At 66.5% G+C, this 15,403-nt stretch carries 16 protein-coding genes; 10 read left to right on the top strand and 6 right to left on the bottom strand.

Going from position 1 to position 15,403, the window contains the following annotated elements:
* Positions 1-362: 362 nt before the first annotated feature.
* Positions 363-1,388 (bottom strand): AfsR/SARP family transcriptional regulator, encoded by a 1,026-nt coding sequence (locus ETD85_RS03325; protein ID WP_138688085.1) that lies wholly within the window; start codon positions 1,386-1,388, stop codon positions 363-365.
* Positions 1,389-1,612: 224 nt separating this feature from the next.
* Between ETD85_RS03325 and ETD85_RS03320 the strand changes: the two genes are divergently transcribed.
* Together ETD85_RS03320 and ETD85_RS03315 are read left to right on the top strand one after the other, a co-directional pair.
* On the top strand, positions 1,613-2,653 hold the full coding sequence (locus ETD85_RS03320; RefSeq protein ID WP_138688084.1) for a helix-turn-helix transcriptional regulator: 1,041 nt from the start codon (positions 1,613-1,615) through the stop codon (positions 2,651-2,653).
* A 16-nt stretch (positions 2,654-2,669) separates the two neighbouring features.
* Positions 2,670-4,502, top strand: coding sequence for a S9 family peptidase (locus ETD85_RS03315; RefSeq protein WP_170246476.1), 1,833 nt, complete (start codon positions 2,670-2,672; stop codon positions 4,500-4,502).
* A 155-nt stretch (positions 4,503-4,657) separates the two neighbouring features.
* Here the strand turns inward: ETD85_RS03315 and ETD85_RS03310 are convergent, their stop codons facing one another.
* The gene (locus tag ETD85_RS03310) at positions 4,658-5,143 is read right to left on the bottom strand and encodes an ATP-binding protein (protein ID WP_138688082.1); all 486 of its coding nucleotides are present in this window, start codon (positions 5,141-5,143) and stop codon (positions 4,658-4,660) included.
* Between the two features lie 341 nt (positions 5,144-5,484).
* Between ETD85_RS03310 and ETD85_RS03305 the strand changes: the two genes are divergently transcribed.
* A complete protein-coding gene (locus tag ETD85_RS03305; protein WP_138688081.1) occupies positions 5,485-6,783 on the top strand; it encodes an NsdA family TPR-like regulatory protein in 1,299 nt (432 codons plus the stop codon).
* Here ETD85_RS03305 and cutA read toward each other — a convergent pair.
* From cutA to ETD85_RS03285, 4 genes are read right to left on the bottom strand one after another with little or no spacing between them, the layout of a single operon-like run.
* Positions 6,746-7,081, bottom strand: a complete 336-nt coding sequence (gene cutA / locus ETD85_RS03300; protein ID WP_138688080.1) for a divalent-cation tolerance protein CutA — start codon at positions 7,079-7,081, stop codon at positions 6,746-6,748. The genes ETD85_RS03305 and cutA overlap by 38 nt on opposite strands.
* On the bottom strand, positions 7,078-7,896 hold the full coding sequence (locus ETD85_RS03295) for a WbqC family protein (protein ID WP_138688079.1): 819 nt from the start codon (positions 7,894-7,896) through the stop codon (positions 7,078-7,080). The genes cutA and ETD85_RS03295 overlap by 4 nt, the downstream gene beginning before the upstream one ends.
* Positions 7,838-8,506 (bottom strand): YdcF family protein, encoded by a 669-nt coding sequence (locus ETD85_RS03290; RefSeq protein ID WP_240778901.1) that lies wholly within the window; start codon positions 8,504-8,506, stop codon positions 7,838-7,840. The genes ETD85_RS03295 and ETD85_RS03290 overlap by 59 nt, the downstream gene beginning before the upstream one ends.
* The gene (locus ETD85_RS03285; RefSeq protein WP_138688078.1) at positions 8,503-9,624 is read right to left on the bottom strand and encodes a hypothetical protein; all 1,122 of its coding nucleotides are present in this window, start codon (positions 9,622-9,624) and stop codon (positions 8,503-8,505) included. Before ETD85_RS03285 ends, ETD85_RS03290 begins: the two co-directional genes overlap by 4 nt.
* A gap of 157 nt (positions 9,625-9,781) precedes the next feature.
* On the opposite strand from ETD85_RS03285, the gene ETD85_RS03280 reads away from it, so the two are divergent.
* The 7 genes from ETD85_RS03280 (at position 9,782) to ETD85_RS03250 (ending at position 15,382) form a co-directional block, all read left to right on the top strand.
* Positions 9,782-10,237: a hypothetical protein gene (locus tag ETD85_RS03280; protein ID WP_206058053.1), complete on the top strand. Its 456-nt coding sequence runs from the start codon at positions 9,782-9,784 to the stop codon at positions 10,235-10,237.
* A 737-nt stretch (positions 10,238-10,974) separates the two neighbouring features.
* Complete coding sequence (locus tag ETD85_RS03275; protein ID WP_138688077.1) at positions 10,975-11,382, top strand: 6-pyruvoyl trahydropterin synthase family protein; 408 nt, start codon at positions 10,975-10,977, stop codon at positions 11,380-11,382.
* Complete coding sequence (locus tag ETD85_RS03270) at positions 11,379-12,116, top strand: 7-carboxy-7-deazaguanine synthase QueE (RefSeq protein ID WP_138688076.1); 738 nt, start codon at positions 11,379-11,381, stop codon at positions 12,114-12,116. Before ETD85_RS03275 ends, ETD85_RS03270 begins: the two co-directional genes overlap by 4 nt.
* 38 nt (positions 12,117-12,154) lie before the next feature.
* Complete coding sequence (gene folE / locus ETD85_RS03265) at positions 12,155-12,790, top strand: GTP cyclohydrolase I (RefSeq protein ID WP_240778892.1); 636 nt, start codon at positions 12,155-12,157, stop codon at positions 12,788-12,790.
* Entirely contained in the window at positions 12,790-13,608 is an 819-nt protein-coding gene (locus ETD85_RS03260) for a hypothetical protein (RefSeq protein WP_138688075.1), read from the top strand. Before folE ends, ETD85_RS03260 begins: the two co-directional genes overlap by 1 nt.
* Positions 13,605-14,690 carry a hypothetical protein gene (locus ETD85_RS03255; protein WP_138688074.1) on the top strand — a complete coding sequence of 362 codons (1,086 nt, stop codon included), beginning with the start codon at positions 13,605-13,607 and terminating at the stop codon, positions 14,688-14,690. Before ETD85_RS03260 ends, ETD85_RS03255 begins: the two co-directional genes overlap by 4 nt.
* The gene (locus ETD85_RS03250; protein ID WP_138688073.1) at positions 14,687-15,382 is read left to right on the top strand and encodes a dTMP kinase; all 696 of its coding nucleotides are present in this window, start codon (positions 14,687-14,689) and stop codon (positions 15,380-15,382) included. Before ETD85_RS03255 ends, ETD85_RS03250 begins: the two co-directional genes overlap by 4 nt.
* Positions 15,383-15,403 lie beyond the last annotated feature (21 nt).

Below are 15,403 nucleotides of genomic sequence, written 5' to 3'. Positions count from 1 at the left end.
CTAGCGCATCACCAGGCAGGCATCTCACTGCCGCGCATGACGACAAGCGTGACGACTCCACGGCCTCTTGGCGCCCTCGATGCCAGCGTGGCGGCAACAACACGTGACAGCGAGGGCGCCGGAGCCGACGAGATCACTCACCTCGACGGTCTTGTTGACTCGATCACTGGGCGTCCCGCATCCTCCGATACTTGCACGCCCCTCGCGAGCCTATGGAATTACATCCGTAATAAGCGCATGGCCTGCGAATCCTTTCCTTGCTACGTGCTCACCGTTGCGCGCGGACGCGCTGGTATATCAAGCGTCAACTCGCCGGCTCGCGTCAAGTCGTCAATAAAGGCTAGCCGCGCTGATCCAGCTCCTCATTCGCAGGCGGAAATCCTCCTGTAGAGCTGTTCTGTTTGAGGAGACGGCTTCCTTCCTCGATCACGCAGGTGTTCGCGTAGTTCGTCGTAGCAGTAATGGACGGCCTGGAGTCTGCCGAGACGGGCGTAAACTTCCATTCGCCTGCGGTAGAGGTGTTCAGCGACGCCGTCGAGTTCTGTGGCGCGTTCGAGGTAGCCGATCTCGGCTTCGGGCTGTTCCTCCAGATCCGCGAGCTGGGCGAGGGCTTGGACGATGCTGCGGTTGAGAGCGTCCGCTGCCTGCCGAGCCCAGAAATGCGGGACGGTGGAGAGGTAGGAGCCGGTGTAGAACTCCGTGGCAGCGATCAACGAGGCCATCCTCTCCGGACCTCCGGCCCGAGCAGCTGTGATGAGAAGGTCGCGGATCTGCCAGACGTCACAGGTGTAGAGGTCGGGGTTGATGCGATACCCGGTGCCGCCGACGAACTGGATGACGACGCGTCCATAGTTGCCGGGCATCCCGATGGCCTCGCACATCTTGGCGCGCGTTGCCTTCAGGAGGCCGGCGAACCGGTCGTTCGGTGCATCGACGTCGGGCCAGAGCTTGTCGCCAGCGGCGGTCTTGGTCAGCAAGGAGGAACGGTGCTCGGCGAGCAAGCCCATGAGCGCCCATGTGTCGGTTCCCCAGCCACCTGCCGTTCGGCCACGCCCCTCGATGGCGCACTGGCCGACGAGACGGATCACACCGCGCCGATCGGCTCCTGCGGTGCCCAGGACGGCGGTAGATCTGATGGTTGCCAAAGCGGGCTGCGCGGAGAGGCATTCCTCATCCGTCCTGACATGCGAAGTCGTCGCTGGCGCCTGCTGCGCGCCCGTATCACTGTGAGGGACTACAGGGGCGAGGACCGTCCGCGCAGTGCCCACACCGTGAAGGCGAGCGTCCGTGGGTGGATGCGCCAAACGGTTGCGCGAGTGGAATGAGCCGAACGCCACCAGGAGTCCGGCCATAGCCTTGATCGCCATCCTGACGTGCTGCCGCCGCATGCTGCCTCCTTGCCGCTCTTGACCGTGCGGACTGATCGAATCGCGCGCGGCGGCGGATCAGAGGTCCTGAAACTCCTCACGGCGGCTACTGAGCAGGGGTACAGCGTCCAGGATCGCTAGAACGCCTTGCGCTACGGGGTTTCTGGGCCGCTGCGCCCGCTGGTGAAAACCCACCATCGCGTGGAACCACCCACCGCTCGACACGTCCTCAGAGCATCATCACCGTGAGCATCGAACCCACTACCCTCTGTCTGGGGGTGTTAGTGGACGGGCAGAATCAGATCAATGCACAGCGCCTGCTGGCAGGCGTTGTTCCGGACGAGATCTTCGCGTCGTACTCGAAGCTGCTCGCGGAAGACGGCTGTCATGAGAGCGACGCCGCCTCCCTCCTGGGCGGTGATGAGCGGGTGGCGGAGCTGACCGCTCGCGGGATGGCACATCTTCGACCGGACGGTCCGTTGATGCCACCGCGGCTGGTGCCCGCGCCGCCCGAGCTGGCGTTGCAGGGTGTTCTGTCGGACCTCTCACGCCGCCTCGTCAACGATCAGGAACGGCTGCTGGCCGGGCACAAGCGGCTAAGTGAGTTCCATCAGACATCCGCTGCCGCCTCGCCGAGCGCCGGGATGGACCGGCTCGTGCAGATCGTCACCGACCGGGACGAGATCAGCCGCCTGTCGTACGCGCTCATCAACGCGGCCCGGCACGACTGGCTCACGTTGGACAACTACGTCCTGGAAGCGCCCGTCGAAGACTCCACCGGATACGCACCACTACCGGTGTTCGAGGGCCAGGTGCGGTGCCGCGCGATCTACGAGACCCGCTGCGCAGAGCATCCGATCGGCGCGAAGACGATCGAGGCCGCGGTGGCCGCCGGAGAGCAGGCGCGGCTGCTGCCTCGTATTGGAATGAAGATGAAGCTCGCGGACGAAGCGGTCGCGCTCCTTCCGCTCACACCCACGGGGATGGGCGGAGCACTGCTCGTACGCTCCCCCGTCATCGTCGGCGCCCTGCGGGAGTATTTCGAGCTGCTGTGGGAGAAGGCGATCCCGTTCGGTAGCACCAAGGCCGCCGGGCCGCTCACGCCGGCACAGGCGCAGGTGCTGCAACTGCTTACCCAAGGACTGTCCGACGAGGCGATCGCCCGGCGGATGGACATCAGCGTCAACACCATGCGCAGACACTGGACCGCCATTCGCGATGAGCTGGGTGTGGAGACCCGCTTCGCCGCAGGAGCCGCAGCGGCGCGCCGCGGCTGGATCGACTGACTCGAGAGGCTGTCACATGCTCGGATATCTGGACTTCGTCCCCCAGCAGCGATTCCAGCGCACGCTTGCGCTCTCCCCCAATGGCCGCATGGTCGCCTATTCCAGCCATGCCTCCGGCCACTACGATCTGTGGATCATCCCCGTAGCCGGTGGTGAGCCGCGCCGCGTGGCGGGCTTCGACAACCGGACGGTACGGCAGTTCGCCTGGACACCCTCCGGCGACCAGCTGGTCTTCACCGCCGACGAGAACGGGGACGAGCAGTTCCGCATCTACATGGTCGCTCTGAAGGGCGGCGAACCGACCGAGATCGGCTCCGGGCCGGACTGCCAACGCATCTTGGCCGAATCGCCGTTCGACCCCACCGGTCGTTTCCTGGCCTACACCGCCAACGACCGCGACCCGGCCGCCCAAGACCTCATCGTCCACGACCTCGAGACCGGCGGCCTCCGCCGCTTCACACCTCCTGAGGGTGTCGCGTTCGAAGCCGTCAGCCTCTCCCCCGACGGCCGCTGGCTCCTGTCGACCGGCTTCCGTTCCAACACCGACATCGCGGTCTATCTCACCGATCTTAGTAATCCGGACGCCGAACCTGGTTGTGTGACGTCCGCCCTCGGCGAGGGTGTCTTCGAACCCGGCGCTTGGGCTCCGAACTCCAGCGGCTTCCACCTGCTCACCGATCACTGGAGCGAGTTCACGGCCGCCGCCTTCTACAACCTCAAGACCAAGTCCCTGGACGCCATCGCCAATCCGAACTGGGACGTCGAAGCCCTCGACGTCGCCGACGGAGTCCGGATCTGGTCCGTCAACGAAGCCGGCCGTTCTCGCTTGCACGCCGAACGCGACGGTTCCCCGATCCCTCTTCCCGACATCCCGCCCGGAGTCATCTCGGCTCTGTCCCTGGCTTCGGACGGTTCCCTCGCGGTCGTCCTGATCGACTCGGCGGCACGGCCGGCGGAACTCGCGATCCTGGACCTGGTCGGCCAGGAGTTCCGCTACCTCACCGACACTCGCCCCACGGCCCTGCGTGTCATCGACCCCATCGTCCCCGAGCTGATCACTTACCCAGCCCGCGACGGACGCGATGTCCACGCCTTGCTCTACCGGCCGAACGGTCCAGGGCCTCACCCGGTCCTGCTGTCCATCCACGGCGGCCCGGAAGCCCAGGAGCGCCCCATCTACGCCCGCTCCGGCCTCTACCAGCACCTTCTCCACCGGGGAATCGCCATCCTGGCTCCCAACGCCGCCGGATCGACCGGTTACGGCACCGCCCACCAGAAGCTCATCTACCGCGACTGGGGCGGCGTCGACCTCGACGACCTTGACCACGGCGTCCGGTACCTGCAGACCCTCGACTGGACCGACACCAGTCGCCTCGCTGTCATGGGCGCTTCGTACGGCGGATTCGCCGCCCTGTCCTGCCTGGCCCGTCTTCCCTACTCATGGGCCGCAGGCGTCTCCATCTGCGGTCCCAGCAACCTGGTCACCTTGGCGAAGGCATCACCCCCCACCTGGAAGACGTTTGTCGCCACCGTCCTCGGCGATCCCGATACCTGCGCCGAGCACCTCTTGGAGCGCAGCCCCGTCACTCACGCCGACGGCATCACCGCTCCCCTGTTCGTCATCCAGGGAGCCCACGACCCACGTGTCCCCCAGGCCGAATCCGATCAGATCGTCACCCGCCTGCGCGACCGGGGCGTGGAAGTCCGGTACGACATCTATCCCGATGAAGGCCACGGGTTCACCAACCGCGCCAACGAACTCACCGCGTACGAGGCCATCAGCACCTTCCTTCATGCCCACCTGATCGCCACCGGCGCCAATCACCCCGAACCACTCCAGACGGGATGACGGCCCAGAACTGAGCGGTGCCCACCCGCAGAACGGATGGGCACCGCAGTTCACACCAGTCAGGGCTCAGAGCTTCTCCAGGACGGTTCCGAGTCTGCCTGTGCTCATCGCCTCTCTTCTCCACGCGTCGGCCTGATAGCAGCAGGCCGACGCTTTCATCCCGCTCCGGTGCCCGCGCCCTCGACGTCCCGGGCCTTGAGCTCCAGGTAGACCCATACCGTGTGCCCGGTCTGCGGGCTACCGACCCGCGAGAGCTTCATGGAGAGCTCCTTGACGATCGCGAGCCCCAGCCCGCCCACGCTCAGCTCCTGCTCGGCCTGCTGACGCTTGTACTGTGGGATCCCGGCTCCACCGAGATCGCAGACCCCGATGTACGCCGGGCCTTCGATCGGTAGCTGAACCTCCACCCCGAACCAGCCTCCCGTGTGACCGGACCGGGTGTGCAGCAAGGTGTTGGTCGCGAGCTCAGACACGATGAGTCCGGCGTCGTTCTCGCGACCCGTTCCGGCGAACAACGCCTCGACCATGCGCCGGGCTTGCCGTACCTGGTCCATTTCCCCGGAGAACACGCACCGCCACGCCATCCGTGCGGGCGCGCGCATCCAGTCCTGTCGTTCCTGCGGGGTCGTCGTTTCGATCATTCGCGGCGTTCCTCCTACTGCCGTGGGCCGTCGCGTCCGGACGGATGCGACGGGCCCCCATGGGGACCTGACTCCGCATCAGGGGTCAAGTCGTCAGATGGATGCGGGAGCTCCTTCCGGAGTTGGTGGGCGGCAGGGCGCCTCTGCGCCCGTTTCCTGACCCGACTCATGGCGCATCAGCGGCTCCTCGCCTCTCAGGTAAGTAGCGATTTGGTCACCCACAGCGAACACCTGCGAAAACGGGGCTGTCAGGAAGAGACTGGAGGAGATTGCAGGAGGACCTCGGTTACCAGCGCATAGGTGATCCCAGAATGAGCGAAAATGGCGCTAGGCCAGACTGGGTGGAGGACATCCGCGCGAAGCGCCTCCGCCGGTGCTGGACTCAGAACGAACTGGCACGGCAGCTCGAGCTCGCTGCTGACCCGAGGACACGCGCCACTCTGCCGAGCCGAAGCTCGATCATCCGGGAGGTCCGCTTCCATGAGGCAGGCGCTCACCAGCCCGGCCCGGTGTACGCCGAGCTCTACCGACGTGTATGGGCTCAGAACCCTGAACCTGAGACGGAATCGCCATCCGGTCTGCCCAGCGACCACATGGCCCTGGCTTGGACGGTAGGGAGGCTCAACCTGCGCGTAGATCGCCGAACCATCCTGCAACTGGCGGCGGCCGCCACCGCGGGCGCTGCGCTCGACCCTGCCCAACGCCTCATGCGGGCTCTGGCTGGAGACCACCGGCCGGACGATGCGACCATCGCTCATCTTGAAGACCGGACACGAGGCTTCCATCGCATCGAAGAGCACATCCCCGCCAAGTCCCTCTACCCGGCGCTGATCAGCCATTTGAACGAGGTGAGCACCTTGTTGGAAGGTGGCCTTCCGGATGACCACCGGGATCGCCTGGCGGTAGTGGCCGGGGAGAGCGCCATCCTGGCCGCATGGTTCGCCTGGGAGTTGGGGGACGAGCAAATGACGGCCTCCCACATCCGCCTGGCCAACGCGGCTGCACGACACGCGAAGGATCACTCCGTCGCTGCCTGCATGGCCGGGTACCGCTCGTACATGACGGGTGGAGACGGCGCTCGGAGCACCCGACTCGTTCAGTGGGGGCTCGACCGGATCGGCGCGGGTGACCCCGCGACACGAGCATGGTTGCTGGCCCGCCATGCTGAGGAGAGTGCACTCCTTGGGGAACACCGTGACGCGTTGCGCTCGATCCGCGAAGCGGGGGACGTCTACGCGGGCGCGGACATAAACGCCCGTCCATGGACGTGCTTCCTCGATCCGGGGCGCTTCGCGTCCATGACGCTGACCGTCTACTCACGGCTCAGACGACATGAAGATTCCGTCGCCGCCATGGACGAGATCGCGCTTCACCTCGAGCCGACCACTGAGATCAAGAAGTTGTGCGTCGTCAAAGCCGAGATGGCACTCGCGCATTACCGCCTCGGAGACGTCACCGAGGCGGTCGCCTGCGCGCGATCCGCCCTCGACGCCACCACGGCGATGGGCTTCCCGCTCGGCTGGGAGCGTCTCGACAACGTCGCCGCGGAACTCAAGCCCTCACGGTCTCAGATCGCGACAGAGTTCCGCACCGAGTACGCCGCTACTCGCCCTTCGGGGAAGCAGCCGTCTCCTCTGTGATCCAGTTCAGGTAGCCGGCGAGGCCACCCTCGATGGGGACGGCTACGATCTCCGGCGTCTCGTAAGAGTGGGCCTCCCTGACAACCACGATGAGATCATCGAGTCGGTCCATCGTGGTCTTCATGAGGATCAAGTACTCGTCATTGCGCTGGATCTCGCCCTTCCACCAGTAGGTGGAAGTGATTGGACCGCTGATCTGGGCGCCTGCTGCCACGCGGCTCACAACCACCGAGTTGACGATGCGCTCAGCCTCTTCACGGCTGTCAGCGGTCACGTGCACTTCGACATGGCGCCTCATGATGTCGAGCGTACGTCCCTGAAACGATCACTACCGTTGTTCTGAACGCGTCCGCGCAGAACCTCCAGTTCCCGCCTCAAGGCATACGGCCCGACGAGCATCAGGGCGTGTACGGCGCTCACTTCCCTAGCGGATGCCCAAACACCCGATGTGGGGGCCTGGAAGGGGAGGACCTCGATCGAATGGACACGGAACGCGGTCGGGTCCAGGTATCGCATGCCTCCGGTCCCGCACAGATAGGTCGTCGCGCCGGTCAGCCACGCGAGATCGGCCAGCCTCTGCGATCGTTCACCCCGCGCGAGCAGATCGCTGCTGTGCAGGATTTGCCCCGGCCACCCGACCTCCTCAAGCAGCAGACGCGTGGACAACTCCGTTACGTCCGCCAGCCGGTCCGTTCTCTCGAATTCGGCGAGCAACGGTTCCAGCCGCCTCTTGAACGCCTGCCAGTGAGCGCTGTGCCCATAGTGGTCGGCGAGCAACTGGGCAACGCGCCGGCGGCAACGGATCGGATCGGCCAACCTCGCTCCACGGATGGAAGTTGAGCGACCGTGCGGCAGGTGGGTGGCGATGGAGAGCCACTGAGGCTCCCGCGAGCCGTCGAACGAGGTGAGACGTGCCCGGTGCTGGTAGTCCCTGCGGGCGAACTGCACGTCGTCCAGGACGATCCAGTAGTCGGCGGTGAACAACTTGGCCAAGGTGGCCAGCCGGGGGAAGAGGTTGGGCTGGTGGATCGCGCACACCTCGCCGTACGGCGATTCAGGACGACAAGAGCCTGCTGTCGAATCCGGCGCGGAGAAGAGCCTGGTAGGCGTCATGTACCTCTCCTGGGACGAGCTGCTCGATGGCGTAGCCGAGCTTGGGGTACTCGATCACGCGCTGGAGGTCGCCGACGAGCATGTCGATGACCAGTTTCGGATCGCCGATCGAGCTGACGTAGTCGTCCAGCTCCAGCGGCTCGGAGGCACACACCACCTCGACGTCCGGCCACACCTTCCGCGCCGTGGCGTACGCCCGGCGCTCCATGTACGGCTTGGAGACCAAGAGGACCGAACCGGGTTGGATGCCCGCGTCGGCCAGCACCTGACGGGACAGTGCGATGTTCTGGCCGGTGTTGGTGGCGTTCGATTCCAGAAGGATCGCTTCATCCGGTACGCCGAGTTCGAGCGCGTGCTCGCGATAGTGGACGGCCTCGCCACGAGGGAATCGGCCCGCGGTCGTGGGGCTGGTGGCGCCGGAGAACACCAGCAGCGGGAACCACCCGGCGCGGTACAGCTCGACCGCCGCGCGCGCGACGCCGAGGTCGTGGCTGCCCAGACCGATGGCCACATCGCACCGGCGCAGGTCGTGGTGCATCTGGTGGTAGTCCCAGATCGCGCGCGCGTGTCGCCACTGCTCGTCGGTGATGACCTGGTGTTTGACGCTCACTCGGCTGCTCCCTGATCGCCGTGGGAGAGAAGAACGGTGGTTCTCCCCTGCATGGACCGCTGGATGCCCTCGATGCTGCGCAGTTGGTGCGCGAGCCCATGCTTTGCGGCCGCGCGCGCGGCACGATCGAGGATCACCAGCCCATCATCCACGGTGGCCCGGTCGGAAAGCAGGATGTGCCCGTAAGCCGTCTCCAGCCGTACTCGTTGCATGGGGACGTCGGTGACGGCGGTGGCGCGGGCGAGGTCGATCAGGCGTAGCGCCTCCGAGAGGTTCCCGGAGCCGCGGTGGGCCAGAGCGAGTTTCTGGTGCGCGACGGACCAGTCCTCGGGCTCCCCGAGGCTCTCGAACTCGCGGATGGCGGTCGTCATCAGGCGGGCCGCGTAGTCGTTCTTGTCGTTCTTGCTCAAGGTGGTCCCGACCCACAGCCGGGCTCGTGTCCGGTCGCGTGGGGAGAGCCGGTCGTCTACCGCCAGCGACTCGTACTCCTTGGCGGCCTCGTCCAACCGGCCCGACATCTCGGCGACGACCGCCAGCGACAGGTCGAGCTGGGCGATGCGGCGGGGGATGTCGAGCTGGCAATAGATCGAGCGCGCGCTGAGGTAGGAGCGGCGAGCTGACAGAGGGCCGGCCACTGCGCCTTGGTCGCGTTGGAGGTCGCCGAGCAGCGTGGTCGATCGGGCGAACAGGTACAGGCCCTTGTCATCGAGAGCGTGGGGATCGTAGCGGGTGAGCCATCGGTTCAACAGGTCTCTGGCGTAGCTGAAGCTCTGGCGACTGAGGGCGACCACACTGCGGTCGAGGTCGTCGGTCCACGTCTCGTAATCCCAGGCCCGTGGGCCCACGCGCGTGACTCGTAGGCCTTGGTCGGTGTTCTGGGCAAGTTCCAGGAGTTGGGTCTCGAACCGCAGGTGGGCCGCCGAGTCCGCGCGGGCGAGCGCGGTGTCCAAGATGGCCTGGGTGTCAGGGCGGGGCCGGGTCGCGTGGCCGAGATGGTCCCACTTCGCCACAGTGCGGGGAGCCACTCCGAGGTGCTGGGCGAACACCCGCACGCTCATCCGCAGGGCAAGACGAAGCGCACGGGCTTCGAGGCCGGTCCACTCATGCACGCTCGTCACGTCGCTGCTCCCTTCCACGGCCATGGAAGCACGCAGAGCCATCGAGGGACTACTGAAGTGCAACGGAAGTGCGACAGCAGGTCGTTTCCAGCCGGGTCGGCGCTGGCCATGCTCGAAGAGCGGGCCAAGAACCCCGACCACGGTAAGGACGGCTGCCTTGTGGACGCTCACCGAACAACACGATGTGGATCGCCCGATCGTCTACGGGTACCTGCGGCTACACCGCTCGACTCCCGAGCGACAGGCAGCGCTCACGGTGGCCCTCGCCCAATACTGCGACCAGCACGAATTGCGGCTCTGCGGAATCTTCACCGATCAAGGAACCGTGTCGGTGGTTGCCCCGGCATTCGCCGGCCTGCTGGACGTCCTGCCCCTGTCGGGCGCCTACGGGGTGGTTCTGCCCTCCGCCCATCACCTGGGCGGGAAGCAGGTGGCCGCTCGGCGGCGGGAACAGCTCAAAGCGACTGGCGCACGACTGCTGTTCGTACGTGGCCCTCTCCGTACCGCGCTCCGGAGGACGGACCTGGCCAGCGTCCCCGGAACGGCTGAGCCCAGCGTGGCAGCCGCCACAACACGCGGTCCTGCCACGCCGAGCGTGAGCTGCCCGGTGTAGTCGTCCCCGCCGTATCGCGCCTTCGGCGCAGGCCGAGCGGTTGTCTCGGTCGGCCTGCGCCATCAGAACGTCCCTGTCACCAAGGAGGAGCCCGTGCTGACCCGTGAGGCCGAAACCGGCGCTGACGCGACAGCGAGGAGGCAGGTGGCGGATCTTGCTGTGAGGCGGCCCTCCGGTCTGCGCCATCAGCCGGTCCTCAAGGAGATATCGATCTTGGCGCCCGACGCCGACGAAACAGCGTGCAGGGACGTCCCTGGCCAAGGCGATCGTGCACGCGCGGCTGAGCCGACGTTCACGCCAGCCAACCTCAGGTGGGAGGCGTACACGCCCAGAGGCGCTGTCCTCCGCATCAGCTGCACATCCTGCTGTGGGGCCTACGAACTGGCGTCCGAGGGCGGGCAATCGCTTGTACTACGGCCGGACGGAGACGGAGGCCATGAGGAGACAGCGCGCGGCCTCCACCGCCAGGCCCTCCGCGTCTACATCGCTCTCGCCGAAGCACACCGCTCCGAGCATCTGCGCCGCGGCGGACGCCCTTCCCCAAAGAGAAGGGACGACGCGGCTGAGCCACCCAGCCGCCCGCCGGCAGCCTCGACCGACCAATTGCCCATCACGAGCAAGAAGTCTGTCCAGTCGTGATCGCTGTCGCACTGGCGCCCGACATACAGGCCATGCAGCTCGTACAGTCCGGCATCCGCTTAGGGACGCGCGTGTCGGAAATCGACCAAGGAGGGTCCATGGACCGTTCCGTACTGCTCCCGTCCGGGAGGCTCAGCATCGGCAAGGTGTTCGACTTCGAGGCGGGACACCGGCTGCCTGGCCTCCCGCCGGGGCACAAGTGCTCTCAGCAGCACGGTCACAGCTATCAGGTCGAGGTGATCCTCACCGCGCAGGCACTGTCAGGTCCCGGCTTCGTCACCGATTTCGGAGACCTCTCACCCTTCAAGAAGTTCCTGGATGCCGAGCTCGACCACCACAACCTGCACGAGCTCCTGCCCTTCGAGCCGACCTCAGAGCGCCTGGCTCAGTACCTGGCCGGATGGTTCATCCAGAACATCGAGCCGAACATTCCAGGCCAACTGGTCACTGTCCGGGTCCGCGAGACCCAGCGCAGCTGGGCTCGCTTCGACGTGGAGCAGCGATGACGGGCACAGACGCGGTAGCCCCCGTCAGCGATGCGGCATTCCGGCTGCTCATCGCGGAGTGCTTCGGCGTCTCCAAGCCGACCTTCCAGGGCGAAGGCCGAAGCAGCGGCGTGCCGGCCCTCTTCATCCGGCTATCTCGGTGCAACCTCACGTGCGACTGGTGCGACACCAAGTACACGTGGGATTGGAACCAGTTCGACCCGCGCAAGGAGTCGACGCGGCGAACCGTAGCGGATCTGCTCGCCTGGGCACTCGCGTCGCCGGTCGAGCTGGTCGTCATCACCGGCGGCGAGCCGCTGATCCAACAGCTGGCGCTGATCCCTCTGGTGCAGGGCCTGCTCGCGGGAGGCAAGCAGGTCGAGTTCGAGACGAACGGCACCCTGGCTCCGAACTCGGCGCTGCTGGTCGACGGGGTGCGCTTCAACGTGTCTCCCAAACTCGGCAACTCCGGCGTCGCCGAGGACAAGCGGATCGTGTCCAGCGCGCTGAAGGCGTTCGCGGACAGCGGGCGGGCGACGTTCAAGTTCGTCACACGCATGGTGGCGGAGCTCGATGAGATCAGCGCCATCGTGGACCGGCACGGCCTGGCCCCGGTGTACGTGATGCCGGAGGGCACCACGGCAGAGGGTCTCATCGAGACCACGCGCCTGCTCGCGGACGCCGTCGCGGCCCGCCGATGGCACTTCACCCCACGTCTGCACGTCCTGGCGTTCGCCGAGACCCGCGGACGATGACCCCCTTTCCCCCAGCCTTCGAAAGTGAGGCGACGTTCGTGACGAACGCCGTGTACAGCCAGAGCATGGTTCTGCCTCCACCGCAGACCAGTCTGCCGGTCCCGGGCCCGATCGATACCGGGCGGGTCGCCGACCTGATCGGCCAACTCCTGGCCGCATTGGGTGAGGACCCCCGGCGGGAGGGCTTGGCGGACACGCCTGCCCGAGTCGCGGCCTGGTGGGGTTCGTTTCTGACGTCGGACACCTCGGCGTCGGTCATGTGCTTCGCGGAGACCCACCTGAGCGAGCAACTGGTCGTGGTCGGCGGCATGAGCGTGTGGTCGCTCTGTGAGCACCACCTGCTGCCCATGCACTTGGAGGTGGCCGCCGGATACGTGCCTGATGGCGAGGTGGTAGGCCTGTCGAAGTTCGGGCGGATCGCACAGCGGCACGCCGGTCGCCTGCAGGTGCAGGAGCGCTTCACCCGGCAGGTCGCCGAGGAGATCTGCGCTGTGATTGGCAGTGGGGATGTCGCTGTCTCTGTCCGCGGCGTGCATCTGTGCATGAGCATGCGGGGGGTGCGGTTGGAGGCTGCCCGCACCACCACCCTGCAGGCACGCGGCCGGTTTCAGGACGATCCCGTGCTCTCCCAGCAGTTCCTCACCCTGGCCACTCATCAGTGGGGGACGGCGTGATGGCCAAGAGCATCGAATTCTCCGTCATCGCCCCGCCCGACTATCTGGAAGCCTTCGTCTCTCAGGAGCCGGCCCGCGTGCACCATGTGGCAGCCCAGCGGGTCCTGTCCGATCGCGCCTATCAGGCGTTCTTCCGTCGTGAGGCCGCGCGGGGCGCGGAGATCATCGTCGACAACGGGGTCTTCGACCTCGGCCACGCCCTGCCGACTCCGGACCTGATCGCGGCGGCCCACGCGGTCGACGCCCGCGAGATCATCCTCCCGGATGTCATGCGGGACGGCCCCGCGACGATCAAGGCCAGCGAGCAGGCCGCGCACGAGATCCGGGACCTGAGCGAGGAGTTCCGGCTGTGCGCCGTGGTGCACGGCGCGGACGACGATGAGTGGCTGCGCTGCTACGACCACTTCGTGTCCAGCGGCTACGTCGGCGCGATCGCGCTGCCCGCTTCCCGGCACCCGGCCCCCGAAGAGGAACTGTGCCGTACCCGATGGACGGCCACCCGCTACCTGGAGGAGCGCGGCCTGGTCGAGCAGCGGATCGTCTACCGGCTACTCGGCCTCGGCAGGACCGGGCACCTGGAGCTGGTGCAGCAGCGCGAGCATGAATGGATCGCTTCCGTAGACGGCGCGGCCCCGGTCATCCTCGGCGCGATGGGCATCGCCATGCTGCCCGACGGCCCGTACGAGAAGCCGAAAACCCCGCGCATCGAAGACCTCGGCCCGATCCCCGATACCCGGTTCCGCCTGATCCGCCAGAACATCGCCGTGGTGCGCAAGGCAGCTGGCAGCAACGTTCGGATTGGACAGGTTCGCCCATGAGCCTCATGCCCGGCTCCTTGCTCACCAGGGGCGCCGACGTCGTGCTGCCCGCGGCACCGATCACAGCGGACACTCACACGATGGGCGCGGAAAGCCTGCTGCGCTACCTGGAGATCAAGGTCCACCACCTCATCCAGGAACGGTCCTGGAAGAACATCCACCTCATCGGGAGCTACGATCGCCAGGCCGTCGTCTCCCTTCACGAGAAGACCGGCAAGCTGTTCAACTGGGAGCGGCCAACCGCCGAAGTCCACGGCCGCGAGCTGGTGGTCAAGGCGTTCCCCGGCATCGACTACGTCCACCACTACGCCCTGATCATCGCCACCTATCTCGCGATGACCGGCCGCAGCTCCGAGACAGTCACCTACCAGCTCCCAGACCCAGCACTACGCCGCGCGGCGGTCGACCGGCTCCACCTTGCCCTGGAAGGTGACCTCGTCATCGTCGGCTGGGCGCTGGAACACCTCGCCCCGGACAGCGGAGTCTGGAGGCGCCGCGCGGGCTACGCGTGGCAGCGCGCGACGATGCACGGCCGCCGGGTGGTCTACCTCGGCTTCCAGCACAGCATCTGGGGAGACGTCGCCGGCCAAGTCGTGGCCCGGCTCGCCGAACTCGGCGCCCGGGACGTCGTCTACGTCGGCAAGGTGGGCGCTCTGGTGCCCGAGGTCGAACCCAACACGCTACTCGCCACCGGCAACGAGAGCCTTGTCGACAGCTCCCTCATCAAGTGGGACGACTTCTTCGGCGATTTCGCCGCAGCTCAGCCCGGCGTACGCACGGGTGTCCATGTGACCTCGCCGTCGATCCTGCTGGAAAATCGCGAGTGGCTGGCCAAGCACGCCGAGCACGCCTTCGTCGACCCGGAGATCGGCTGCATGGGGGCCGCCGCGCACCGAGCGGGAATCGGTTTCGGCTACCTCCACGTCATTTCCAACAATCTCGCCCGCCGCTACCCGGCGGACCTGTCCAATGAGCGTCACCACGAGGTCGTACGGCGGCGCGCCATCCTCGTCGGCCGGATCCGCGACATCATCGCGAGCCGTCTGGCCGATCTGAACAGCCACGGAGAACGACAATCATGACGGCCGCAGCACGCCCCACCAATCCCGTTCACGGCCGGGAGATCACCGTCACCGGAATCGACGGAGCAGGCAAAACCACCCTCGCGACGCGCTTGCACCAGGCCCTCGTGGACGCCGGACACAAGGCGATCCTGGTCGGCAAGCACACCACCGACGTCCCCATGGACGCGGAACTGTCCGCCTACCTCGACCGGCTGAACGAGCTCGTCTACCGCCGCGACGCGCGCGTCGCTCAGGCTTGCGGTGAGCACTACTGGCTGATGGCGCTGGCCGCCTGGTACACGCTTCAGGAGAAGCTCGTGATTCGGCCTGCCCTTGCCGCCGGCACTCACGTTGTCCTCGACAACGCCCACCACAAGATCCTCGCCCGATACGCGGTCAGCCCGAACGTCTCGACCCGACTCGCCGAACATGTCTTCGCTCACCTCACCGAACCCGATCTTGTGATCTTCCTGCGCCTCGGCGCCCGCGAAGCCCTGCGCCGCAAGGGCGAGTTCACCTCCCTGGAAGCCGGCCACCTTGGCGCCGGCGACAAGGACTTCATCCGCTACCAGGACACCGTCCTCAACCAGCTGGACGAACATGCGCAGCATGGCGGATGGCTGTCCCTGGACGTCACCGACGTGGACCGCGACGACGTCTTCAAGATCGCGGCTGATGCCCTCGTCGATCGCCTACGGCTTTCCCTCTGACCCGCACCCCATCACGAGGAA

Origin of the sequence: Nonomuraea zeae (genome assembly GCF_005889725.1) — a bacterium.
Taxonomy (GTDB): domain Bacteria; phylum Actinomycetota; class Actinomycetes; order Streptosporangiales; family Streptosporangiaceae; genus Nonomuraea; species Nonomuraea zeae.
Note: the sequence above shows the minus strand (reverse complement) of the source record. Positions and strands in the feature narration are given on the sequence as shown.